This window comes from Xanthomonas sp. NCPPB 1826 (genome assembly GCF_056725285.1).
This window is the reverse complement of record NZ_CM161521.1, coordinates 892,493-914,039: the sequence shown is the minus strand read 5'-3', so window position 1 is coordinate 914,039 and position 21,547 is coordinate 892,493. Positions and strand designations below refer to the sequence as shown.

Below are 21,547 nucleotides of genomic sequence, written 5' to 3'. Positions count from 1 at the left end.
AATGCCTAAACCGTTCAATCTGGCCGTCGTCGGCTATGGCTATGTCGGCCGCACCTTCCATGCCCCGCTGATCGCCGGCACCCCGGGCCTGGCCCTGCACAGCGTGGTGTCGTCCAAGCCGCAGCAGGTACAGGCCGACTTTCCCGATGTCGCCGTGCTGGCCGATCTGGAAACGGCACTAGCCGATCCGGCGCTGGATGCGGTGGTGCTGGCCACCCCCAACCAGACCCATGCACCCTACGCGTTACAGGCCCTGGCTGCCGGCAAGCATGTGCTGGTGGACAAACCCTTTGCACTGGACGCCGCACAGGCGCGCGAAGTGGTGGCTGCTGCCGCCGCGGCCGGGCGCATCGTCAGCGTGTTCCAGAACCGGCGCTGGGATGCGGACTTCCTCACCGTGCGCCGGCTGATCGACGAAGGCCAGTTGGGCGAGGTGGTGGAATTCCACTCGCATTTCGACCGCTTCCGGCCGCAGGTGCGCGACCGCTGGCGCGAAAGCGACATCCCCGGCGCCGGCCTCTGGTATGACCTGGGGCCACATCTGCTCGATCAGGCGCTGCAGTTGTTCGGCACGCCGCAGGCGATCGGCGCGGACCTGCAGCGCCAGCGCAGCCAGGCGCGCAGCGACGACTATTTCCACGTCACCCTGCGTTACCCGCGGCTGCGCGTGATCCTGCATGCCGGCTCGCTGGTGGCCGACAGCGGCCTGCGCTTTGCCGTGCATGGCACCCGTGGCAGTTACCTCAAGCACGGGCTGGATACCCAGGAAGACCAGCTACGCGCCGGACGCCGCCCCGGTACCGCCGGTTGGGGCGTGGACCCGCTTCCGGGCACGCTGACCCGCGTCGACGACGAAGGCCGCGTGCACACCCACCAACCCGACACCACGCCGGGCGACTACCGCCAGTGCTACGCCGCATTTCGCGATGCCCTGGCAGGGGCCGGCCCGGCACCGGTCAGCGGTGCCGACGCGGTGCAGGTGATGGAACTGCTGGAACTGGCGCAACGCAGCGCCGCCTCGGGCCAGGTGCAATGGCTGGAAGGCGCAAGCGCGGCTTCGCGCGGCTGATGCACGGCCGGGCGCCGATATAGGCGCCCAGCTGATATTCGGCATCGGCAATGGCGCGCCCGCGCCCTGCGGTGCCACGTCCGGGCACCGCGTCAATGCGCACTGCCATCAGTCAGCGCGCACGCCGGCAGTCGCCCGACACAGACGCGATGGAACAGGCCTGCACTGCGCGCCCGACATGCAGGCGCGCAGGCGTCGGCGATCGCTCAGACGTCCTTGCTGCCGATCGTCGGCGCGGCTTCCGTGGTGGTCTTGACCGCATGACCACCGAACTGGTTGCGCATTGCGGCCAGCAGCTTGTCGGTGAACGAATCCTTGTCGCGCGAGCGCAGCCGCTCCATCAGTGACAAGGTGATGATCGGCGCCGACACTTCCAGGTCGATCGCTTCGGCCACCGTCCAGCGCCCTTCGCCCGAATCGGCCACGAACGGTGCGATACCGGCCATGGTCGGATTGTGCGCCAGCGCATCGGCGGTGAGATCCAGCAACCACGAACGCACCACGCTGCCATCGCGCCAGATCTCGGCGACCTGGTGCAGGTCCAGCGCAAAGTCGGTCTTGTGCTGCATCAACGCAAAGCCCTCGGCATAGGCCTGCATCATTCCGTATTCGATGCCGTTGTGGACCATCTTGGTGAAGTGGCCGGCGCCGCTCGGGCCGACGCGGCCCCAGCCCTTGTCCGCTGCCGGCGCCAGCGTGGCCAGGACCGGATGCAGGGTGGTCACCGCCGCTTCGTCGCCGCCGACCATCAGGCTGTAGCCTTCCTGCAGGCCCCAGACGCCGCCGCTGGTGCCGCAATCGACAAAGGCGATCCCACTGGCATGCAGCAGCGCGGCGCGGCGTTGCGAATCCTTGTAGTACGAATTGCCGCCATCGATGACGATGTCGCCGGCCTGCAACAGCGGCAGCAGCTGCGCCAGGGTGTCGTCGACGATCTTGCCCGCCGGCACCATCAACCACACCACGCGCGGGCTCGGCAGCGCGGACACCAGCGCGGCCAGCGCATCGGCAGTGACAATGCCCTTGGCCTGCGCACTGCTACGCGCGGCTTCGCCCGGATCGTAGCCATGCACGCGGTGTCCGCCGTGCACCAGGCGCTCGGCCATGTTGGCGCCCATGCGGCCCAAACCCACCATACCCAGTTCCATAATCGCTCCTCATGATCTGATCAGTGCAGGGTGCCACGCCCGGCGTACGCTGGCGTGGCGGAATTCTCAATGGATTGTTCCGCCGCGGTGCCGGCGCCGCACTGGTGCAGCTGCCAGTCGATCCAACGCCAGTACAAGGTGCTGCGCAGATTGTGCAGGGTCAGGTCGATGGCATACGGCGTGCGCGGATTGCGATCGAGCAGGCGCGCCACGTGGTACCCGATCGGCTTGATGCCCTTGGGATGCACGTACACCAGAAAGCCCTGGTAGAACGGGTCATCCAACAGGCCTTGCAGCATTTGCAGGCGTGCCTGCTGCTGCGGATCGAGCGTGGCGCGAAGCGCGGCATCGCGCTCGTACAGCAGCCGCTCGAAACGGCGCTTGCCCGGCCCGCGCAGCTCCCTGGCCAGCTCCCAGATCTGCCGGTTGAGCGCGTCGTAGTGCGCAAAGCCGCCGTGCTGCGCCAGCGCCTGCGCCGCCGCATCGCTGACGTCCACCACCACGAAGTTTTCGGCCTGGTTGTGGATGTCGTCCAGAAACGACTTGTCGAACACATGCGCGATAAACCCCGGCGCGCCGACAAATGCCTGCCGCCCCAGCTGCGCGGTCCTGGCCGCCTTGCCGTCGGCGAAGAACTCGCCGGCATGCGCACCCAGCAGGATGCTGTCGGTGTCGTGCAGGGTCAGAAACGTGCCGATCGACAACTCGCCCGAGGTGAACACCTGATCGAACCCGGCATCGCCGTACAACTCGCGCTGGGTGGCCAGCTGGGCCACCTGCCGCCCCACCCCGCATTCGGAACGCACCTGGCCGCGATAGAACGCATCCAGCGCCTGCGCATTGCTGCCGCGCGGTTGATGGCCGCGCCCGAAACTGCGAAAGCCGCTCCAGCCCTGCGAGGCCGCGCCACGCCAGCCGAATCCGATCCAGCCCAGCTGCAGCGCCGAAAACCGGTAGCCCGGGTTGTCCTGTAGCTGCGTGGTGGCACGCCGCGTCGCCGCACTGAGCTCGAACGCGTACGCGCATTGGGTGGCGCTATCATCCAGCAAGGCCTTGAGCGCGGCGCCGCGTTGCTGCGCGTTCCAGCTGGCCGGCAGCGTCAGCTGCAGATCGCCGGCCGCACGTGCCTGCGCAAGCGAGCCGCGCGTACACGGCTCGCCGCGCTGGATCACCGGCGCACTCACCGCAGCGCTGCGAATATCCCACCCTAGTCGCCGCAGCAAGGCATCGACGCAGTCCACAGACGCCTTGCGCGCGGTCTCGCTCGGCGTGGCTGCGGCGGCCTGCAACAGCTGCACACCGAGCAATGCGGCCGCGCATAGACGCACTACAATGCGGGAGCGCGGTTCGGGCCGCGCAGATGCGGATGCAGACGCACGCTGCCTCAATCCCGTCCACAGCCGCAGGCGGGGCTTCTGTAACGCACTCATCGGTACAAGGTGATGTAGATCGGCAGCAAGGTGCTGCATCCTCAGACGTAGAAAGCCCCGGCAGGACCGGGGCTCGCAGGATTCACTGCATCAGGTTCAGCGGCGTTCGCAGACGCGCTCGACCTGACGGTTACCGTTGGCTTGCTGGCGGTTGCCCTGGATGGTGCGGCCCGCTGCACCGCCGGCAACTGCGCCGGCCACGGTTGCCAGCTTCTTGCCATTGCCGCCGCCAACCTGGTTGCCGAGCAGGCCACCGATGGCCGCGCCGGCAACTGTGCCACCGATGCGATTGGGATCGGTCGAGTTCTTCTGCACTTCGACATTGCGGCAGCGCACGCGCGTGCCATCGCCGAACTTGCGGCCTTCATCTGCTTCGGTATAGCGCTGCTGGTGCGAACGCGTTTGCGCCTGCGCCAGGGTGCTCGTCGCCATCAACGCGATCAGGGACATACCCACAAGGGAATTGCGCATCTTCATCGTCTGTCTCCATCTCGCCCCTTGGCGAGTCATGGTTGCACTTTCGCCACTTGGTCGAGAACGCAACGTGAAGCGTGCAACCGGCTATTCAGGCTTTGGAGCAGAGCCTGAATCGCTCCGTCATGGCTGGGTTGCTGGCTCGGTCTGCGGCACCTGGGCTGGTGTCGGCGGCGGGTCCTGCGCCTCTACCGGCAATGGCGCCACTGGTGGCTGTTCGACAGGTGTTGCGGCAGGTTGCGGCGCAGCTGTTGCTGGCGTGGCGGGAGCAGTGGCCGCCTCGCTGGCCTGAGCGGCCGCAGGCACCGGAGCCGGTGCTTGTGATATCGCATGCGCCGGAGGCGGAGCAGCAGTTGCAGGTGCAGGCACCGCTTCGGTCACCTTGGGCAGATACGAATTCAGACGGTCGAAGAAGCGTTTGTAGAAGGCCGCGTCCTGCACCGTGGTGCTGGACACGCGCACCAGCGAATCGCCGCTGCTCCCGACCGGCAACGACAACGAACCAAGCACGCCGACACCGACGCTGGCCGAGGTCGAACTCTTCTTCAGCGCGTAACGGTCCTGCAATGCGCTGACGAACACCTGCGCCTTGCCGCCGTCCTGCGTGGCGCAGGAAATACGCAGATTGAGTTGTTCGCTCTGGTCCGCTTCCTTGAGCTGGAAGTTCTTGCTGCCTTCCACCGCAGCGGCATCGGCACGCGTCACCGCATAGCCCTGGCTCAACAACACCCGGCGCGCGGCTTCGCAGGCCTGCGGCGAGGTGGAGGCCACACTGCGCGAGTAGGTGTCGTCGGAATTGAACGACTCGCGCATCAGCATGGTGTCGCCCTTGCTGCCGCCGCAACCAGCCAGGGTTGCCAGCGCGCCAAGCAGGGCACCGCGCGCAATCAGGGAAGAACAAGACATGGAGACATTCCGGCATCCAAAACCGGCACAGAGCATAGCCGCAACCGGTGTGCGCGCGGCGTCGCGTGGCCGATCAGGGCAACGGCGGTTCATCCGCTGGCAGTTGCAGGTCCAGCTGCAGGCGGGCGCCGTCTGCGCCGATGCGCTCGGCGCGCAGATAGTGGTGCGCACGCACCGCCGCCAGCGCGACCGGCGCCCGGCATGGCTCGCCCCACAGGCTCAAGGCAAATCCCTGCGCCTGCAGCCAGGCGGTGAGGCGGTCCCAGAGCGGCTGCTCGGCCTGCAGGATCAGGTCCAGATCCGCCGGCCCCTCCGGCACCGACTCCGGCGCCTGCAGCCAGCGTGCGTAGCTGCCGTGCACCTGCACCGGCAGGCCGTCTGCGCGTAGCGCCTGCAGCAGCAGCGCTGCCTGCTGCAGGTCCAGCCGCGCACGACAGTGCTGGAAGATCAGCGCGTACTCGTGGCTGCGATTGCTGTGCGTGCCTGCAGGCGCCAGCGCTGCGCCCGGCCGCCGGTAGCACAGCACCCGCTCCTCGCGCAGGGTAAACAGGCTGGCAAGGATCCGCCCCAGATCCCACGCCTGCGGAATCACCCGCCCGCCGACGACGACGTTTTCCGCCATCGCCACACCGAAGCAATCCACTCGCATCCGCTTGCGCAAGGCATGCAATACCGCCCGCATGCCGGACAGATAGCCTGCGTAATCGGCACTGGCATACAACTGCCCCGGCAACGCCGCACCGCGCCAGTGGCAACCGAAATACGGCACGTTGGTCAGGCACAGATCGATCTCCGCCGCAGGCGCGGTGTCGACCAGCGTGCCGACCACGACCGGCGCCTGCACGCCGTGCCGCTGCAGGCGCGTGCGTGCCAGTTGCGCACGTGCGGCATCGATCTCCATGCCATGCGCGCGACGCCCTTCCAGCGCTGCCGCCAGCAGCGTGCTGCCGAATCCACAGAACGGATCGAACACCTGCGCGCCCGGCACGCTGAAGTGCCGCACGAACGGGCGCATTTGATTCACCCAGCCGCAGTCGCGCCCGCCAAGCGGATCGGCTGCGCGCAGATCCTCGGACAATGCCCAGGACGACTCATCCGGCGCCGGCGTCCACCAGCTGCGCTGATCGAGTTCATCCACCGGCCGGCTCCCACAGCACATCGGCATCCGGGTCCCAGCCCGCACACAGGCGGCCATTGGCGAAGAACACCAGCTTGTAGAGGTCGCCGGTGGCGTGGCGTGCGTGCATGGCCGCGTAGTCGGCGCTTTCGAACACTACTTCCAGGCCGTCTTCGCTGCGCATGCGCAGATTCCAGAAGTAGTAACCCTCGGTCATGCCGTCGGCTTGCCAATGCGACCACCACGGCTGCTGCATGCAGTCCGCCAACAGGCTTTCCATGCCGATGCGATGCTGCGCGATGTAGCGCCAGGTGCCATTGCTGCGGTACGCATCGTCCAGACGCGACAACTCGCGAAAGATCACCTGCGTGGCCCCACAGCGACGCGCCCACGCGATGTAGTGCGCCACGCCATCGGCACAGTCCACGCCGCCCCGCTGCACGATGCAGACCAGCCGCACCGGCACGCGCGCTGCGATGCGTTGCGCCGTCCGCGCGAAAATGGCCGCATCGGCAATGGGCTCGTCGGGTCGAAAGCGCATGATCGCGTCGTTGCCGGCCTGCAGCGGGTGGTGACGCGACAGCTCGATCCACGACAGGCCGAAGTCGACCAGGGCATCAAGCAACTGCGCCCCCTGCGCGCGCGCCAGGCCGGCGCCATTGCTGTACAGCACGCGCTGCTCCACGCACGGGCCGTCGGGCGTCGTCGCCAGGGTCTGCAGCAAGGTCTGCAACCAGTCCGGGTCGTCGGTCATCTCCAGGCCGGACAAGGAATACGACAACGGCACCCCGTGCAGCAGCTGCAACGCAGCGCGCAACTGCGCAAAGTAGTCCGGCCCTGGCCGCAACATCGCTGCCGCCGGGCCACCACGGTGTTGACGCAGGTTTTCCGAACAGAAGCCGCAGCGCGCCGAACATGGCCGTACCGAGGCATACGGGGTCAAGGTGATCGGCAACGCTGCCCGATACGCGCGCTCGCCGATGCGCAACGCATGCCATCGGCTGCTCTCGTCCTGCTGCGGCACGCGCCGCCGCAGGCTGGGCGCGGCGGCGCGCAACCCGGCCAACAGCGGCGATGCAGACCGCAACGAGTCTTCGTCGAGGGAGGCGTCCATGCGGCTAGCCACGCGGCGAACGTCAGCGGCGCGCGGCGTCGGCACGTGCGCGCACCTGCTCCAGGGTCCACTCCTGCTGCATGACGCCGTTCTCCCACACCGTCACCAGCGCATCTTCGCTGTCGGCATGCGCGTCGACTTCATCCAGCAACGCACTGCGATAGCTGCCATCGGCACGGTCGCGCAGCAAGGTCAGCCGACCGCGCTTGCTCTGCTTGCCCTTGTCGGTGATCGGATCCTTGTAGACATCGATCCATTGCCCGTCCACGCGCACGGCCGAGCACTTCAACGCAAACTTCTGGGTGTCGCGGTCCACCTTCTGCAACAGCGCACCGCCCATGCCGAAGGCGACGTTGTCGGCGGCATAGCCGGCTGCGGTGATGCGTTCGAGAATCGCACGCAGCGACTGCGGGTTGATGCCATCGCCCTGGATCACCCGCACATGGTTGAGCACCTTGTAGCCCTTGCCGTTGCGCTGATGGCCGAACGCCTCGTCCAGCAGCAGCAGGCATTGCTCGACCACATCCACCGGGTCGCCCGAATCCGGGCGGATCACTACCGTCGCACCGGAGGCGATCACCTCCTCGCGCAAGGTGGTGCCCCAATGCTCGCGGATCGCGCGATAGATGTCGTAGCTGTCCGAGACCACCGCCACCAGCGAACCGGGGCGCGCGAACTGCGCCAGCATGTTGCGATACGCATCGGCCTCGCGCTCGCGGCCCCAGCTGGTGATGGTGCTGTGCTCGGCAGCGGGAATCGAATATCCGGCTACCGGCGTGCGGTAATGCGCACGCGCCAGCAGCAACGCCGACAAGGTATCGGTGCCGAGGAAGTTCACCAGATGCGCGGCACCGCCCAGCGCGGCCGAGCCAAGGCTGGACACCCCACGCGCGCCGAAGTCATGCAGCTTGAACGGCAACTGCCCTTCCGGATCGTCGCTGGTGCGCTGCAGGTAATCGCGTACCACCTGCTTCACCTGCCAGCTCACCGTTGCCACCGTCACCGGGTACCACACGCGCAACAGCAGCGTTTCCAGGTATGACGGCACCCAGAACGCCTTGGGATCGGTGGATTCGATCGTCATCAACACATTGTGCGTGGGCACGACCGTGCCTTCGGGCACGGCACGGATGCGGATCGGCAGTTGCCCGCCGAGACGATCGACGATGTCGCGCCAGCCGGCCTCGTTGAACGGCTCGCCATGTGCGGCCAGCAAGGCCTTTGCATCGTCGATGTCGGCATGCGTCACCGGCCGGTTGATGGCCTCTTTCAGGATCGACTGCAGGCCGAAGAACACAGTCTGGTCATAGACGCCACCGCGTGATTCGACATAGAAAAACGCCGCATCGGTGCCGGGTGGATACTGCAGCCAATGGCTGGCCTTGTAGCTGTCGGTGTTGAGCAGCAGGTTGTCGAGGTAATGCATGACGGAAGCTCCTTCGCGTCGAATGAACCAGCGGTCTGTCCGCCGGCGGGGAGGCTACGGTTCAAGCCAATCTTGGATTGCGCGCGGACGCATTTGGTGGATGACGGCACGCAATCCTTGTCGGCCTCAGCCGCGACCCAGGAAGAATTCGAGGATATGCAGATGATCTTCGTACAGGCGCAGGCCCATCGCCATGACTTCGGCAAGCGGAATCCAGCGCGCCTTGTCGGCATCGTCGCCGCCGCGCACCGCGGGCAACTCACCGGCCGGAAATTCGAAATGAAATGCATGGGTGATGGTGCGCCCGCGCAGGCTGCGCTCGGGGTGGTCGAACACCTGGCGCCCGCGCAACGAGCCCTTGAGCACCGGCACCGGCACCTTCAGCCGTGTTTCCTCGCGCAGCTCGCGCAGGCAGCCGTCCAGCAGACCTTCGTCCTGGCCGACGAAGCCGCCCGGCAATGCCCACAAACCCTTGCCCGGCTCGGCGCGACGACGCACCAGCAGCACGTGGCCTGAGTGCACCACCACCGCATCGGTGGTGACGAAGGTCGGCGGATACGGCGCATCCTTCCAGGCGGCGCGATATTGCTCGATGAAACGATATTCGGCCACCAGCTGCGCGTAGCTCGGCGAGTTGCGCCGGAACGCTTCCAGCATGTCGTACACCGGCGCCGGCACATTGCCGCGCAGCATCAGCAACCCACCGTGGAAACCGATCTCGCCGGCCTCGAACAGATAGCGGCGCAACTCGGTGGCCGACAGCGTGGCGGTATGTTGCACATCTTCCAGCGGCCACTGCGGAAACTCGCGCAGGTAGTAGCTGCTGGCGTCCTTGTCCATGCCGATCAGGCCGATGCGCGCATCGAGCGTGCCGCCATCGGCCTGTACGGCCTCGGCGACCTGGCGCTGCACCTCGGCAATCCACAGGCTTTCGTTGTACAGATGGTCGCGCAGCGGGCGCAGGATCAGCCGCTGGCTCTCGCCCGGCAACGCAGACTCGATCATCACCGCACGTTCGGCGACGGTCCACGGATTACGAATGGTGCGGGGCGTGTCGGCAGAGCCGATCAACACGATGAGCTTGTTCGCCTTGCCCAGCGCGTGGCGGGCGACGGCGGCGTGGCCGTTATGAAAGGGCTCGAAACGCCCGATAAACACGAGATAGTCGTACTGCGGTGCCATGAGAATCCCTCACGGTTGTAGTAGGCAGCCAGCGGTCTATCCGATGGCTTGATGCAAATGCTACGCCGATGTGCGACGACGTCAAGCGGGCGCGGTATGTCGATGACATTTCGGTCATGCATGCCGATTAGACTCGCCGATTGGTCCTTGAGGAATCCGCCTGCATGTCACGCCTGTCCGTTCGCGCCATCTCACGTTCCCTGTTTGCGGCACTCGCGCTGCTGTGCATCGCCTTGCCTGCGTTGGCTGCACCTGCGCCCGCACCCTTGCGGGTGATGTCGTTCAATGTGCGCGTGCCGGTGGATACCGATGGCGACAAGCGCTGGAGCGTGCGCCGCACGGCGATGGTGGCATTGGTCGAACAAGCGCACCCGGACGTGTTCGGCACGCAGGAGTTGGTGCAGGAACAGGCGCAGTATCTGGCTGCGCAACTGCCTGATTACCGCTGGTTCGGCAAGGGCCGCCGCGGCGACGACAGCGACGAGCACATGGGCGTGTTCTACGACAGTCGCGCGTTGTCGGTGGTGGAATCGGGCGATTTCTGGCTGTCGGAAACGCCACAGGTCCCCGGCAGCAGCAGCTGGAACACCGACCTGCCGCGCATGGTGACCTGGGCCCTGTTCGAGCGCCGCAGCGACAAGCGCCGCTTCTATCTGCTCAACACGCACTTCGCCCACCGCGACCAGGACGAGGCCGCCCGCGAGCACAGCGCGCGCCTGATCCTGTCGCGCATCGCGGCGCTGCCGGCAAACATTCCGGTGGTGCTGACCGGCGACTTCAACAGCGATCCTGACCAAGGCACCTACCGCGTGCTCACCGCTACGCTTGGCGATGCACGCGCTCGTGTTTCCGAGCCGCAAGGCCCGGAAAAAACCTTCCAGGACTTCACCACGCAACCGACCCGTCGCATCGACTGGATCCTGTCCCGCGGCCTGACACCAACACGCTTTTCCACGCTGGATCAGCGTCCCGGCGGTGTATTGCCGTCCGATCATTATCCGGTGCTGGCCGAATTCGCCTGGCCGCGTTGAGCGCGCCGGCGACGTGATGCTGTCCCGATGCCGGCCGCTCTGACGCTACGCAGCTCAGTCGCGTTGCAGCCAATCCACCAGCGCTTGCAGCATGGCCGACGGCGCAGGCTCGCAACGCAGCACGATCGAAAGTTGCCGCGGTGCCCAGGCTGCATCCAGGGGCACCGTGGCCAGTTGATCGCGCACGCATGACCGCTGCACTGCGGCGTGCGGGAGAATCGCCACGCCCATGCCTTGTGCGAGCATGCGGCACAACACGTCGATGCCTTGTACCTTTGCACGCATGCGCACCTGCACGCCGGCGCGGTTCATCTGCACGCGCAGATGCCGTTGCAAGGCGCTGTCGGCGGCCAGTCCCAGCGTGTCCATTCCCGCGAGCTCGCTCAATTGCAGCGTCGCGGCACCGGCCAGTGGATGCGCTGCAGCCATCACCAGCACCAGTCGATCCTCACGGAACGGCAGCACCTGCAGCCCACTGAGATCGGCATGACCCGCGACCACGGCGATGTCGGCGCGTTCCTCGCGCACCGCATCGGCAGCTTCGTCGCTGCCCTGCTCGGTCAATGCCAGATCCAGCTGCGGATGTGCGATGAGAAAATCCGCCAACCGTTCGGGCAGCCATGCCGACAGCGCCGCGGTATTGGCCGCCAGCCGCAGCGTCACCTGGCCACCGCCACCGTAGCCGCCCAGCTCCAGCTGCAGCGCGTCTGCCTGCCGCTGCAATTGCCGTGCGTGCCGCAGCAACACGCCACCGGCCGGAGTCAGGCTAACGCCGCGGCGCCCGCGTTCCAGCAGTACGGCGCCCACCTGCAGCTCCAGCGCACGAATCCGCGCACTGGCAGCGGCCAGCGACAACGCCGCGCGTTGCGCACCGGCAGTAATGCTGCCGGTCTCGACCACCGCGATGAACAACCGTAAATCGACAAATTCCAGATGCATGAGCGCTCCACAAGCACGTGTACGTCAATCGACGTGCACTCGTCGCCGACAAGACAGGTCAGCCAAGCCAAGGGCCTCTGCACGCGCGGCATCCCTCCTTAGCCTTCGGCGCTGCCGAAGCCTGCATCAAACAATCACGCATTGTCTGCCGCGGAACAAGCCCGGATCCTTGGCTGCATGGAGACATTGCACACCCACTGGCATCTGATCGCAGGCGTTTTTTTATTGGCTGGCTGGGTCAAGGGCGTGGCCGGGATGGGCTTGCCGACCGTTGCGATGGGGCTGCTGGGTCTGTGGCTGACGCCTGCCGAGGCAGCGACCTTACTGGCTCTGCCTTCGCTTGTGACGAATGTGCAGCAAGCCTGGGGGCCGGACACGGCGACCCTGTTGCGACGTCTGTGGCCATTGCTGGCCGCCGTGACGCTGGGCACCTGGCTGAGTGCTGGGGTGCTAACAGGCGCCGACCCCAGCCTGGTCCGCGCCGGGTTGGGCGCGCTGCTGGCGCTGTACGCCTTGCTTGGGCTGGCCCGTCGGCACTGGACGATGCAGGCACGTCACGAACCGTGGGCAGGGCCACTGGCCGGGCTGGCCACCGGTCTGTTGAGTGGCGCCACCGGCGTATTCGTGCTGCCATCACTGCCCTACCTCACCGCCCTGCAACTCCCGCCCGAGCTGTTGATCCGCTCCCTGGGCTGGTGTTTCGGCGTGGCGACGCTGGCGCTGGCCAGTGCCCTGGCCTGGCACGGCGCGCTACCCCGCGCGGCGATCGCTCCGTCGTTGTGGGCACTGCTACCCACCGCCATCGGCATGTGGCTGGGTGCCTGGGTGCGCAACCGCATTTCTGCCGAGACGTTTCGGCGCTTCTTTTTCACCACCTTGCTGGTGCTCGGCCTGCAAGGCATCTGGCAGGCCTTGGCGTAAGCCACGTCGGGCGCAATGGAGCGCCGCACGGCCCACAGGTATGGCAGCCGGCAATCGATCATCAGTCAAACCCGCTCGCGCAGTAGTGCCGGACATGAAAGGGTCGCCCAATAAAAACGCCACCGCGATGCGGTGGCGTTTTGCATTGCAAGCTGATCTTGTCGCCAGCTGTTCGGCAGACGATCAGTCGGCCCAACGTCCCGGCGCGGTCGACTGCGGCAGCACCTGCGCCGACAGCGGCTGGTCCTGCGACAGCAGGCCCAGCGCATCGGCGAGGATGGCGGCCGATTCGTGCAGCAACGGATCCGGGCGCTTTTCTGCGGCCTTCTCACGCGCGGTGTCCTTGACGATATCGCGCTCGTTGCCGGTCAGGCCGTCATCGCTGTCTTCGGCAAGCGGGTCCAGCGGCAGCCCCAGCTGCTTGCGCACCTGCTGGCGATCCTTGCGCTGCTGATCCTGCTTCTGACGCTCGGCAACGCGCTCGGCTTCGTTCAACGAAATGTACTTCTTGGCCTTCTCATCGCGGAACTGCTTGACGTCCTCTTCCCACCACTGGAATTCCTTGTCGGTGGCAATGCGTGCGGTATGCAGGCCCTGCAATTTGGGCAGCAGCGGCGCGAAGTTGCCGTACTGGGTGTGCGGTGCGGCGGCAATGCGCGTCCACGGCAGCGCGTTGTCGTAGGTGCTCTCGCCGAACTCGGTGGCATCCACGCTGGCCGGGAATGCGATGTCCGGCACCACGCCCTTGTGCTGGGTGCTGGAGCCGCTGACGCGGAAGAACTGCGCGATCGTCAGCTTGACCTGCCCATAGCGCTGCCCTTCCGCCGCCGGCCAGCGGTCCAGGTCGACGATGTTCTGCACCGTGCCCTTGCCGAAGCTGGTTTCACCGATCACCAGGCCGCGACCGTAGTCCTGGATGGCACCGGCAAAGATCTCCGAGGCGGATGCCGAGCCGCGGTTGATCAGCACGCCCAGCGGACCATCCCAGGCCACCTTGGGATTGCTGTCGCCATTGACGGTGACCCGGCCGCCGGATTCGCGCACCTGCACCACCGGGCCCTGCTCGATGAACAGGCCAGTGAGCTCGATCGCCTCGTCCAGCGAACCGCCGCCGTTGTTGCGCAGGTCCAGCACCACGCCGTCGACCTTGTCGGTCTTGAAGCCGGCCAGCAGCTTGGCAACGTCGCGCGTTGCCGAGGCATAGTCGGTCGCGTTACGACGACGGCCTTCGAAATCCTGATAGAAGCCCGGCAGCTTGATGATGCCGATACGCCGCTCCGGCTCGCTGCCCTTGGCCGGCAGCGTGATGATCTCGCCCTTGGCGGCCTGCTCGGCCAGACGCACCTTCTGCCGAGTCAGCGTCACGGTGCGGTGCTTGCCGTCGATGCCCGACTCGGCCGGGATGTACTCCAGGCGCACCTGGGTGTCCTTGCTACCGCGGATCTTGGCGACCACATCGTCGATGCGCCAGCCGATCACATCCTCGATCGCGCCATTCTTGGCCTGGCCCACGCCGACGATACGATCGCCCGGCTTGAGCGTGCCATCCACTGCCGCCGGACCGCCCGGGATGACCTCGCGGATCACCACCATGTCGTCCTGCTTCTGCAGCTGCGCACCGATGCCTTCCAGCGACAACGACATCTGCTGATTGAAGGTTTCTGCGGTGCGCGGGGTGAAGTAATCGGTGTGCGGATCGACCGCATTGGTGTAGGCGTTGACGAAGAACTGGAATACGTCCTCGCCCTTCAACTGCTTGACCGAATCGGCCAGCGAGACATAACGCTTATCCAGCGTCTTGCGAATGTCGTCAGGCTTCTTGCCGGCCAGCTTGAGGCGCAGCCAATCGTTCATCACCGACTGCCGCCACAGCACGTCCAGCTGCTTGTCGTCTGCCGCCCACGGCACGTCCTTGCGGTCGTACTCGAACTTGTCGGTGCCGGAAAAATCGAAGTCCTGCTTGAGCAGGTCGCGCGCGTACTTGACGCGCTGATCGACGCGCTTCTTGTAGACCGAAAACACCTGGAACGCCGGCTCCAGATTGCCGCCACGCAGCGCATCGCCAACGCCCGTCTGCAACGGCGCAAAGCTATCGATGTCGGCCTGGGTAAAGAACTGTTTGCTGCCGTCCAGGGTTTCCAGATAGCGCTTGAAGACGTCCTTGGACATCGCCTCGTCCAGCGTGCGCGGACGGTAGGCATAGCGGCTGTCGGAGAGCAGACCGTAGACCAGCTTGGTCGCGGTGGCCTGGTCGGGCGTGGCTGCGGCCGGCAACGCCGTGTCGGCGCGTGCGAGCAAGGCCATCGGAGTAGTCAACACCAGCGCCAGCAGGCCGGCCTTCATGGACGTAGAAACGTTGTAGGTCATCGAATGGCTCTCGGCACAGGGCCGACGAAAGAAAGGCGGTGAACGGATCAGACAGCATGACAGTGCCGAAAGTTGCTGGCGTTGTCATCCGCTGGCTGAATCAGCCTAGCGCCGGGCCTGTAGCGGATTGTGAACGCGACCGCACCCTGCCCGCCAAGAGCAGCGGCCGGAGACACCACGACCCTGCGGTGTGCAGGGTCGTGTGGGTCGTTCTAGCTCGAAATCATCGGAGCTACGCGAGGGCGGTCGCGAGCAGTTCGCGACGACATGCACTCGGCATGCGGCCGGCTGCGGCATCAGATGACGCCAGCACCGGCGGCCGCGCCCGCCTGAGCATGGGCGCAGGCGTGATCGACTGGCTTAAGCAGCGACGCCCGCGCCGGCGGCCTGGCGATCGGCGTGATACGAGGAGCGCACCATCGGCCCGGAGGCGACGTGGCTGAAGCCCAGCGCATTGCCGTAGTCCTCCAGCGCCTTGTATTCCTCCGGCGTCCAGTAGCGCATCACCGGATGGTGATGCGGCGTCGGCTGCAGATACTGGCCGATGGTGATCATGTCCACATCGTGCGCGCGCAGGTCGCGCAAGGTGGCCTGAACCTGCTCCATCGTCTCGCCCAGGCCGAGCATGATGCCGGACTTGGTGGCGATGGACGGATGCTGCGCCTTGAAGCGCTGCAGCAGGGTCAGCGACCACTGGTAGTCGGCCCCCGGACGCACGTTCGGGTACAGGTCCGGCACGGTTTCGATGTTGTGGTTGAACACGTCCGGCGGGCTCAGCGCCAGGATCTCCAGCGCGCGGTCCATGCGGCCCTTGCCGCGGAAATCCGGTGTCAGGATCTCGATGCGGGTCTTGGGTGAGCTGACCCGGATGGCCGAAATGCAGTCGACGAAATGCTGGGCACCGCCGTCGCGCAGATCGTCGCGGTCCACGCTGGTCACCACCACATACTTCAGGCCCATGTCGGCCACGGTGGTGGCCAGGCTGGCCGGCTCGTTTGCATCCGGCGGCTTGGGCCGGCCATGCGCCACATCGCAGAACGAGCAGCGCCGCGTGCAGACCTCGCCCAGGATCATGAAGGTCGCGGTGCCGTGGCTGAAGCACTCGTGGATGTTCGGGCAGCTGGCTTCCTCGCAGACCGTGACCAGGCGGTTTTCGCGCAGCTTGGCCTTGAGGTTCTGCACTGCATTGCCGGACGGAATCCGCACCCGGATCCACGACGGCTTGCGCAACACCGGCGCATCGACGAACTGCACTGGCGAGCGGTTGATCTTGTCGCCACCGATCTGCTTGACGCCGGTCTGCAGCGGCGCAGGTGCAGCGGTGTCGCCGGAGACGACCTGCAAGGGGATGGAACGGGCGATAGGCTGGGTCATGGCAGTAACGGGCGCTCAGGCCGGAAGCGAAAGGTCGGGCAACGCGGAGACAGGCTGCAAGACGAGACCGAACTGGCGCGCCAGCTGATCGAGCAGCACCGCCTTGACGGCGTCCATCCCAGAGGGGCCGCCCAAGTCTAGCACCGAGGTCACCTGCAGGCCCTGATAGCCACAGGGGTTGATGCGGTGGAACGGCTCCAGGTCCATCGCCACGTTGAACGACAGGCCGTGGAAGGTGCAGCCGCGCCGCACCCGGATCCCGAGCGCGGCGATCTTGGCGCCGCCCACGTACACGCCCGGCGCGCCCTCGCGGCGCTCGGCGACGATATTCCATTCGTCCAGCGTGTCGATCAGTGCCTGCTCGATCCTGCACACGTAATCGCGCACGCCGATCTTGAGCCGGCGCAGGTCCAGCAGCGGATAGACCACCAACTGGCCGGGGCCGTGATAGGTGACCTGGCCGCCGCGATCGACCTGCAGCACCGGAATCTCGCCCGGTGCCAGCACATGCTCGGGCTTGCCGGCCTGGCCCAGCGTAAACACCGGCGCATGCTCGACCACCCACACTTCGTCTGCGGTGGCCTCATCACGCGCATCGGTGAAACGCTGCATCGCACGCCACACTGGCGCGTAGGCCTGTCGGCCGAGGTCGCACAACTGCGCCGGCAGGATGGGCACAGCGCCTTCCACCGCCTGGACCGCTACAGCGTCCACTTCACTTCCGGGTGATCGCGCAGCGCCTGGTGCGCAGCGTCGAACTGCTCGCGGCTCTCGGCGCGGAAGCCGATCTTGACCGAGACATATTTGCCGCTGGACGAATGCTTCCAGCTGATGCTTTCCTCCAGCAGCTCCACACCGGTGGCGGCGAGCAGGCGCGGAAGTTCGCTTTCCAGCCCGCGCTCGGCCGCGCCCATGGCGCTGAGCTCGAAGGTACCGGGAAACTGGAAGCCGTGATCGGGGTTGTCGGTGCTGATTTCCATCCGCCCATTATCGGGACGATGGCGGACAAACCCAAGCCCGCCGTGCGCGGGACAGAACAACCGGGCCGCAAGGGCCCCGTTGCTTCACGCCGTACGCGTCACGCCCAGCGTGGGTCTGGCCAACTGCTTACTTGGACAGTTCCAGCATGGCCGACGACACCCAGCCGCGGTTGCCCATTTCGTCTTCGACTTCCCACATGACGCCTTCCTTGGTGCCGGTCGGGTACAGCATCATGCCCGGCTCCAGCGTACGCACGGCCGCACCAGTGCCCTTGGCATTGCCCAACAGACGCCCTGCGCGGGTCACGGTCACAGCCTGCTGCACATTGGATGCAGCCGCGTTGCCGGACAGACCGCCGAGCTGGGTGACGACGTCGGTGTAAGCCTGCAGATAGGCCAGGGTGATCACCTGCCCGATCTCGGTATTGGCATAACCGCCGGCACCGGCGGCGCCGTAGTCGCCGCCGCTGAAGACGTTGCCACGCGCGCCCCAGCCCAGGTCGGTCTTCTTGGCATTGCCTTCGGCCATGGCGACCTGTTCGGAGGAACGCACATCGGTGATGGTCAGCACCACGTCGGCGGTCTTCTTGTTGAGGTTCAGGCCACCGACCAGGTTGCCGGCATTGCCGCCCATCAGGCCGCCCAGCATGCCGGCAATGGCGCTGCCGCCGGCATTGTGGTTTTGCGAAATGAGGTCCGGCGTCATCACATAGTCGGCTGCGCGGATCTGGCCCTTGCCGACGTTGGAGCGGGCGCGCAGGTCGCCGTTTGCCGCCATGTCGCGCTCGCGCTGCGATGCCGCCATGCCCGCGCCACGGTCTACCAGAGTGAAGCAGCGCGAACGGTTGACGAAGACCTTTATCAGCTTGGACGGCGCCGGCAACTGCTGACCCGACCACCAGTTGACTGCATCCTCCGGCTCGAGCACCGACAGGCTGCCCAGCGGTTTGGCGCACACCGGGATCTGCGCGACGGCCTCCTTGCGCTGATCCTGTGCAGACCCCTTGAAGGCATCCTTCAGTCCGGCCGAGGCCGGCGCGCTGACACTGACCAGTGCAACACCCAACACGCTGGACAACAGCGCTGCGCTCACAGAAATCGTCTTGCTCATATTTGTTCCCCTGACACCTGCGCTGCCGTCGGCAAACGCGATCCGTTGGTGATGAAACGGCCTGAGAAAGGCCGCCGTTCCTTGGGGCTAGTTCCCCCGGAGGCGGATCATATGCCATTCGCGCGGGCTTTTCATGGCCGCCGTACCGCAAATGGAACGGACTGGTGTTCCAGGCTCTGCCGCTGCATCCGGGCGGCTCGGGCATGATCCCGGAGCACATTCACGCGGCGCAGCAGCGGCCGCAGGCACCTTTGCTGAACATCGTCCTTTCCTACCTTTCCAGGCCCTCCATGCTTCGACCGCGCGCGTTGTCCGCTGCCCTGCTGCTCTCTCTTTCCGGGCTGTCGCTGCCGGCCCTGGCTGCCGACCAGTGCGACTCCAGCAGAATGAGCCGGACGCCGCCGGCGGTGAACTTCCGGGTCGACAACGACCTGTTTGGCGGGGAGGATCAGGATCAGGGCTATTCCAACGGCGCGGTGCTGACGCTGGTGTCGCCCAACCTGGTCGACTACACCGACGACCCCTGCCTGCCGCGCACCGCGCGCTGGGTCAACGGCTATCTGGAGCGTCTGCATCCGGGTGAGTTCGACCAGCAGAACATGGTGTTCTCGATCGGCCAGGCGATTTTCACTCCCACCGATCCCACCCGCCGCGATGTGATCCCGGACGATCGCCCGTATGCGGGCATCCTGCTGGCGAGCTTCGGCTACAACGCGCGCAACGATGCGCATCTGCGCACCACCCAGCTGCAGATCGGCGTGGTCGGCCCGTGGGCATTTGCGCAGGAAGCGCAGGATGCGATCCACGATGTGCTGGGCGACGAAAAATTCCAGGGCTGGGACAACCAGCTGCACAACGAGCCGCTGATCAACCTGGTGCACGAGCGCATGCGCCGCTGGCCGGGCGATGCGGCCGTCAATGCGGACGGCTTCGGCTGGGATTTCATCTCGCATTGGGGCGGCGCGGTCGGCAACATGGCCACGCATCTGAATGCCGGTGGCGAGGTGCGCTTCGGCTGGAAGCTGCCGGACGACTTCGGCAGCACCCCGACCCGCCCGGCCGGCGAGAACACCGCCCCCAGCCGGCTCGGACGCGCCAGCGGCTGGTCGGGCCATCTGTTCCTGACCACCGATGCGCGCTGGGTGCTGCGCGACATCACCCTGGACGGCAACACCTTCCGCAACAGCCACAGCGTGGACAAGCGCCCGTTCGTGGGCGATGTCGGCTACGGCCTGGCGGTGATGTACGGCCGCTGGAAGTTCGCCATCGCCCGTTACCACCGCACCCGCGAATTCGACACCCAGCGCGAAACGCCGGTGTATGGCAGTTTCACGATCAGTCGGATGCTTTGAGGGCTGGGATTGGGGAGTCGGGATTGGGGATTCGCAACAGCGGGCTGCTGGTGCTTCGCTGCCGCTCTCGCCTTTGCCAATCCCGAATCTCCAATCCCCAATCCCCAATCCCCGCAAAGAAAAAGCCGGCTTTCGCCGGCTTTTTCTTTGGATCACTCTGATTCCCACCACATCCAGAACGCATCCCAGAGGCGCTTGAAGAAGCCGCCCTCTTCGACTGCGTTGATGGCGACCAGCGGGGCCTGGGCGATGATCTTGCCGTCCAGGCTGACCTTGACGGTGCCGATCTGCTGGCCCTGCTTGATCGGGGCCTGCAGGTTCTTGGCCACTTCCATGCTGGGCTTGAGGTCGTTGTAGCGGCCGCGCTGCAGGCTGACCAGCAGTGGCTGGGCCACGCCCAGCTGCACTTCGTCCTGCTGACCCTTCCAGACCTTCTGCTTGGTCACGACCTTGCCGGGCGCGTACAGGCTGTGGGTTTCGAAGAAGCGGAAGCCCCAGTTGAGCAGGGCCAGGCTGTCGTCGGCGCGCTGGCGCTCGGACGAATCGCCCATCACCACCGCCACCAAGCGCTGGTCGCCGCGCTTGGCCGAGCTCAGCAGGCAGTAGCCGGCCTCGGAGGTGTGGCCGGTCTTGATGCCGTCCACCGCCGGGTCGCGCCACAACAGCAGGTTGCGGTTGTTCTGCTTGATGCTGCCGACCTGGAATTCCTTGATCTTGTTGTAGGCATAGGTCTCCGGGTAATCGCGCACCATCGCGCGGCCCAGCATCGCCAGGTCGTAGGCGGTGGAATGGTGACCTTCGGCGCTGAGGCCGTGCGCATTGACGAAGTAGGAGTCCTTCATGCCGATCTTGGCGGCGTAGCTGTTCATCAGCGAGGCAAAGGCTTCTTCGCTGCCGGCCACATGCTCGGCCAGGGCGATCGCGGCATCGTTGCCGGACTGGATCGCCATGCCCTTTTCCATGTCTTCCAGACGCGCGGTCTGGTTGACCGGGAAGCCGCTGTAGCTGCCGTCGGTGCCGGCACCGCCCTCGCGCCAGGCGCGCTCGCTCATCATGACCTGGTCGTCGCGCTTGACCTTGCCATTCTTGATTTCGGCAGCGACCACGTAGGAGGTCATCACCTTGGTGATGCTGGCCGGGGCCAGCTGCTGGTGGATGTTTTCACCGGCCAGCACCTGCCCGGTGGCGTAATCCATCAGGATCCAGGACTTGGACACCGCCGGCGCGGGTGCGGGCGGAACCGGGACGGCGGCCGGCGCAGCGGCAACGGCAGGCGTCGGCTGCGGCGCAGGGGTCTGCGCGCAGACCAGGCCAAAGGCAAACGTGGCCACCGCAGCGGCGGCGAAGCGGAATTTCATTGAAGAACGACTCCTGACGGGCCCGAAGGCTGGGTAATGCGAAATTGTAAGGCGCCACGGCGATCAGGGCGACGCGCGCGATGCTGCGCGCGCCTGCGCAGTTCAGCGATGGCGGCAGACGGCGTGCCGAACGTGGCTGACGCACTGGGCGATCGAGCAAGCTGCATGGGGCGCGTCGTGATCGCGGCTGCCCGACGCTAGCTGTCGATAGCGGGCGCCGGCCTGCCCGCCGACGCCTTGGCTGCCGG

The 21,547-nt window shown here is 66.1% G+C and carries 19 protein-coding genes; 4 read left to right on the top strand and 15 right to left on the bottom strand.

Annotated features, from left to right (window positions below; translation table 11 throughout):
• Window position 1: 1 nt before the first annotated feature.
• Entirely contained in the window at window positions 2–1,069 is a 1,068-nt protein-coding gene (locus AC1PLA_RS03910) for an oxidoreductase (RefSeq protein WP_481105628.1), read from the top strand.
• A 206-nt stretch (window positions 1,070–1,275) separates the two neighbouring features.
• On the opposite strand, the gene gnd is transcribed toward AC1PLA_RS03910, so the two are convergent.
• The 8 genes from gnd to AC1PLA_RS03870 form a co-directional block, all read right to left on the bottom strand.
• Entirely contained in the window at window positions 1,276–2,217 is a 942-nt protein-coding gene (gene gnd, locus AC1PLA_RS03905) for a phosphogluconate dehydrogenase (NAD(+)-dependent, decarboxylating) (protein ID WP_104560615.1), read from the bottom strand.
• Between the two features lie 20 nt (window positions 2,218–2,237).
• Window positions 2,238–3,545 carry a hypothetical protein gene (locus AC1PLA_RS03900; RefSeq protein ID WP_481105627.1) on the bottom strand — a complete coding sequence of 436 codons (1,308 nt, stop codon included), beginning with the start codon at window positions 3,543–3,545 and terminating at the stop codon, window positions 2,238–2,240.
• A gap of 198 nt (window positions 3,546–3,743) precedes the next feature.
• Entirely contained in the window at window positions 3,744–4,124 is a 381-nt protein-coding gene (locus AC1PLA_RS03895) for a glycine zipper 2TM domain-containing protein (RefSeq protein WP_026063982.1), read from the bottom strand.
• A gap of 120 nt (window positions 4,125–4,244) precedes the next feature.
• Window positions 4,245–5,027: a DUF2242 domain-containing protein gene (locus AC1PLA_RS03890; protein WP_481105626.1), complete on the bottom strand. Its 783-nt coding sequence runs from the start codon at window positions 5,025–5,027 to the stop codon at window positions 4,245–4,247.
• A 73-nt stretch (window positions 5,028–5,100) separates the two neighbouring features.
• Window positions 5,101–6,165, bottom strand: a complete 1,065-nt coding sequence (locus tag AC1PLA_RS03885) for a DNA methyltransferase (RefSeq protein ID WP_481105625.1) — start codon at window positions 6,163–6,165, stop codon at window positions 5,101–5,103.
• Complete coding sequence (locus tag AC1PLA_RS03880; RefSeq protein WP_481105624.1) at window positions 6,158–7,258, bottom strand: radical SAM family protein; 1,101 nt, start codon at window positions 7,256–7,258, stop codon at window positions 6,158–6,160. The genes AC1PLA_RS03885 and AC1PLA_RS03880 overlap by 8 nt, the downstream gene beginning before the upstream one ends.
• Window positions 7,259–7,280: 22 nt before the next feature.
• Entirely contained in the window at window positions 7,281–8,684 is a 1,404-nt protein-coding gene (locus AC1PLA_RS03875) for a nicotinate phosphoribosyltransferase (RefSeq protein WP_126968051.1), read from the bottom strand.
• 126 nt (window positions 8,685–8,810) lie between these two features.
• Window positions 8,811–9,866 carry a bifunctional nicotinamide-nucleotide adenylyltransferase/Nudix hydroxylase gene (locus AC1PLA_RS03870; protein WP_481105623.1) on the bottom strand — a complete coding sequence of 352 codons (1,056 nt, stop codon included), beginning with the start codon at window positions 9,864–9,866 and terminating at the stop codon, window positions 8,811–8,813.
• Window positions 9,867–10,030: 164 nt separating this feature from the next.
• Between AC1PLA_RS03870 and AC1PLA_RS03865 the strand changes: the two genes are divergently transcribed.
• Window positions 10,031–10,897: an endonuclease/exonuclease/phosphatase family protein gene (locus tag AC1PLA_RS03865; RefSeq protein WP_481105622.1), complete on the top strand. Its 867-nt coding sequence runs from the start codon at window positions 10,031–10,033 to the stop codon at window positions 10,895–10,897.
• Window positions 10,898–10,951: 54 nt separating this feature from the next.
• On the opposite strand, the gene AC1PLA_RS03860 is transcribed toward AC1PLA_RS03865, so the two are convergent.
• A complete protein-coding gene (locus AC1PLA_RS03860; RefSeq protein ID WP_481105621.1) occupies window positions 10,952–11,836 on the bottom strand; it encodes a LysR substrate-binding domain-containing protein in 885 nt (294 codons plus the stop codon).
• Window positions 11,837–12,013: 177 nt separating this feature from the next.
• On the opposite strand from AC1PLA_RS03860, the gene AC1PLA_RS03855 reads away from it, so the two are divergent.
• Window positions 12,014–12,757, top strand: a complete 744-nt coding sequence (locus AC1PLA_RS03855; RefSeq protein WP_212579158.1) for a sulfite exporter TauE/SafE family protein — start codon at window positions 12,014–12,016, stop codon at window positions 12,755–12,757.
• Window positions 12,758–12,940: 183 nt separating this feature from the next.
• On the opposite strand, the gene AC1PLA_RS03850 is transcribed toward AC1PLA_RS03855, so the two are convergent.
• The 5 genes from AC1PLA_RS03850 to AC1PLA_RS03830 form a co-directional block, all read right to left on the bottom strand.
• Entirely contained in the window at window positions 12,941–15,100 is a 2,160-nt protein-coding gene (locus AC1PLA_RS03850) for a carboxy terminal-processing peptidase (protein ID WP_481106156.1), read from the bottom strand.
• A 384-nt stretch (window positions 15,101–15,484) separates the two neighbouring features.
• Window positions 15,485–16,498 (bottom strand): lipoyl synthase, encoded by a 1,014-nt coding sequence (gene lipA / locus AC1PLA_RS03845; protein WP_024939683.1) that lies wholly within the window; start codon window positions 16,496–16,498, stop codon window positions 15,485–15,487.
• A gap of 15 nt (window positions 16,499–16,513) precedes the next feature.
• A complete protein-coding gene (gene lipB, locus AC1PLA_RS03840; protein ID WP_481105620.1) occupies window positions 16,514–17,212 on the bottom strand; it encodes a lipoyl(octanoyl) transferase LipB in 699 nt (232 codons plus the stop codon).
• Entirely contained in the window at window positions 17,200–17,478 is a 279-nt protein-coding gene (locus AC1PLA_RS03835) for a YbeD family protein (RefSeq protein ID WP_016900827.1), read from the bottom strand. Before AC1PLA_RS03835 ends, lipB begins: the two co-directional genes overlap by 13 nt.
• Window positions 17,479–17,605: 127 nt before the next feature.
• Window positions 17,606–18,589, bottom strand: a complete 984-nt coding sequence (locus AC1PLA_RS03830; protein ID WP_024939685.1) for a CsgG/HfaB family protein — start codon at window positions 18,587–18,589, stop codon at window positions 17,606–17,608.
• 290 nt (window positions 18,590–18,879) lie between these two features.
• On the opposite strand from AC1PLA_RS03830, the gene AC1PLA_RS03825 reads away from it, so the two are divergent.
• On the top strand, window positions 18,880–19,941 hold the full coding sequence (locus AC1PLA_RS03825; RefSeq protein ID WP_481105619.1) for a lipid A deacylase LpxR family protein: 1,062 nt from the start codon (window positions 18,880–18,882) through the stop codon (window positions 19,939–19,941).
• A 152-nt stretch (window positions 19,942–20,093) separates the two neighbouring features.
• On the opposite strand, the gene AC1PLA_RS03820 is transcribed toward AC1PLA_RS03825, so the two are convergent.
• Entirely contained in the window at window positions 20,094–21,299 is a 1,206-nt protein-coding gene (locus AC1PLA_RS03820; protein WP_016900824.1) for a D-alanyl-D-alanine carboxypeptidase family protein, read from the bottom strand.
• Window positions 21,300–21,547: the final 248 nt, after the last annotated feature.

Coding starts and splice junctions, on each gene's coding strand:
- AC1PLA_RS03835 (WP_016900827.1), bottom strand. CDS start 17,478: ATGGAAATCAGCACCGACAACCCCGATCACGGCTTCCAGTTTCCCGGT.
- lipA (WP_024939683.1), bottom strand. CDS start 16,498: ATGACCCAGCCTATCGCCCGTTCCATCCCCTTGCAGGTCGTCTCCGGC.
- AC1PLA_RS03895 (WP_026063982.1), bottom strand. CDS start 4,124: ATGAAGATGCGCAATTCCCTTGTGGGTATGTCCCTGATCGCGTTGATG.
- AC1PLA_RS03890 (WP_481105626.1), bottom strand. CDS start 5,027: ATGTCTTGTTCTTCCCTGATTGCGCGCGGTGCCCTGCTTGGCGCGCTG.
- AC1PLA_RS03870 (WP_481105623.1), bottom strand. CDS start 9,866: ATGGCACCGCAGTACGACTATCTCGTGTTTATCGGGCGTTTCGAGCCC.
- AC1PLA_RS03825 (WP_481105619.1), top strand. CDS start 18,880: ATGCTTCGACCGCGCGCGTTGTCCGCTGCCCTGCTGCTCTCTCTTTCC.
- AC1PLA_RS03865 (WP_481105622.1), top strand. CDS start 10,031: ATGTCACGCCTGTCCGTTCGCGCCATCTCACGTTCCCTGTTTGCGGCA.
- AC1PLA_RS03875 (WP_126968051.1), bottom strand. CDS start 8,684: ATGCATTACCTCGACAACCTGCTGCTCAACACCGACAGCTACAAGGCC.
- AC1PLA_RS03830 (WP_024939685.1), bottom strand. CDS start 18,589: ATGAGCAAGACGATTTCTGTGAGCGCAGCGCTGTTGTCCAGCGTGTTG.
- AC1PLA_RS03850 (WP_481106156.1), bottom strand. CDS start 15,100: ATGAAGGCCGGCCTGCTGGCGCTGGTGTTGACTACTCCGATGGCCTTG.
- AC1PLA_RS03880 (WP_481105624.1), bottom strand. CDS start 7,258: ATGGACGCCTCCCTCGACGAAGACTCGTTGCGGTCTGCATCGCCGCTG.
- AC1PLA_RS03855 (WP_212579158.1), top strand. CDS start 12,014: ATGGAGACATTGCACACCCACTGGCATCTGATCGCAGGCGTTTTTTTA.
- gnd (WP_104560615.1), bottom strand. CDS start 2,217: ATGGAACTGGGTATGGTGGGTTTGGGCCGCATGGGCGCCAACATGGCC.
- AC1PLA_RS03860 (WP_481105621.1), bottom strand. CDS start 11,836: ATGCATCTGGAATTTGTCGATTTACGGTTGTTCATCGCGGTGGTCGAG.
- AC1PLA_RS03910 (WP_481105628.1), top strand. CDS start 2: ATGCCTAAACCGTTCAATCTGGCCGTCGTCGGCTATGGCTATGTCGGC.
- AC1PLA_RS03820 (WP_016900824.1), bottom strand. CDS start 21,299: ATGAAATTCCGCTTCGCCGCCGCTGCGGTGGCCACGTTTGCCTTTGGC.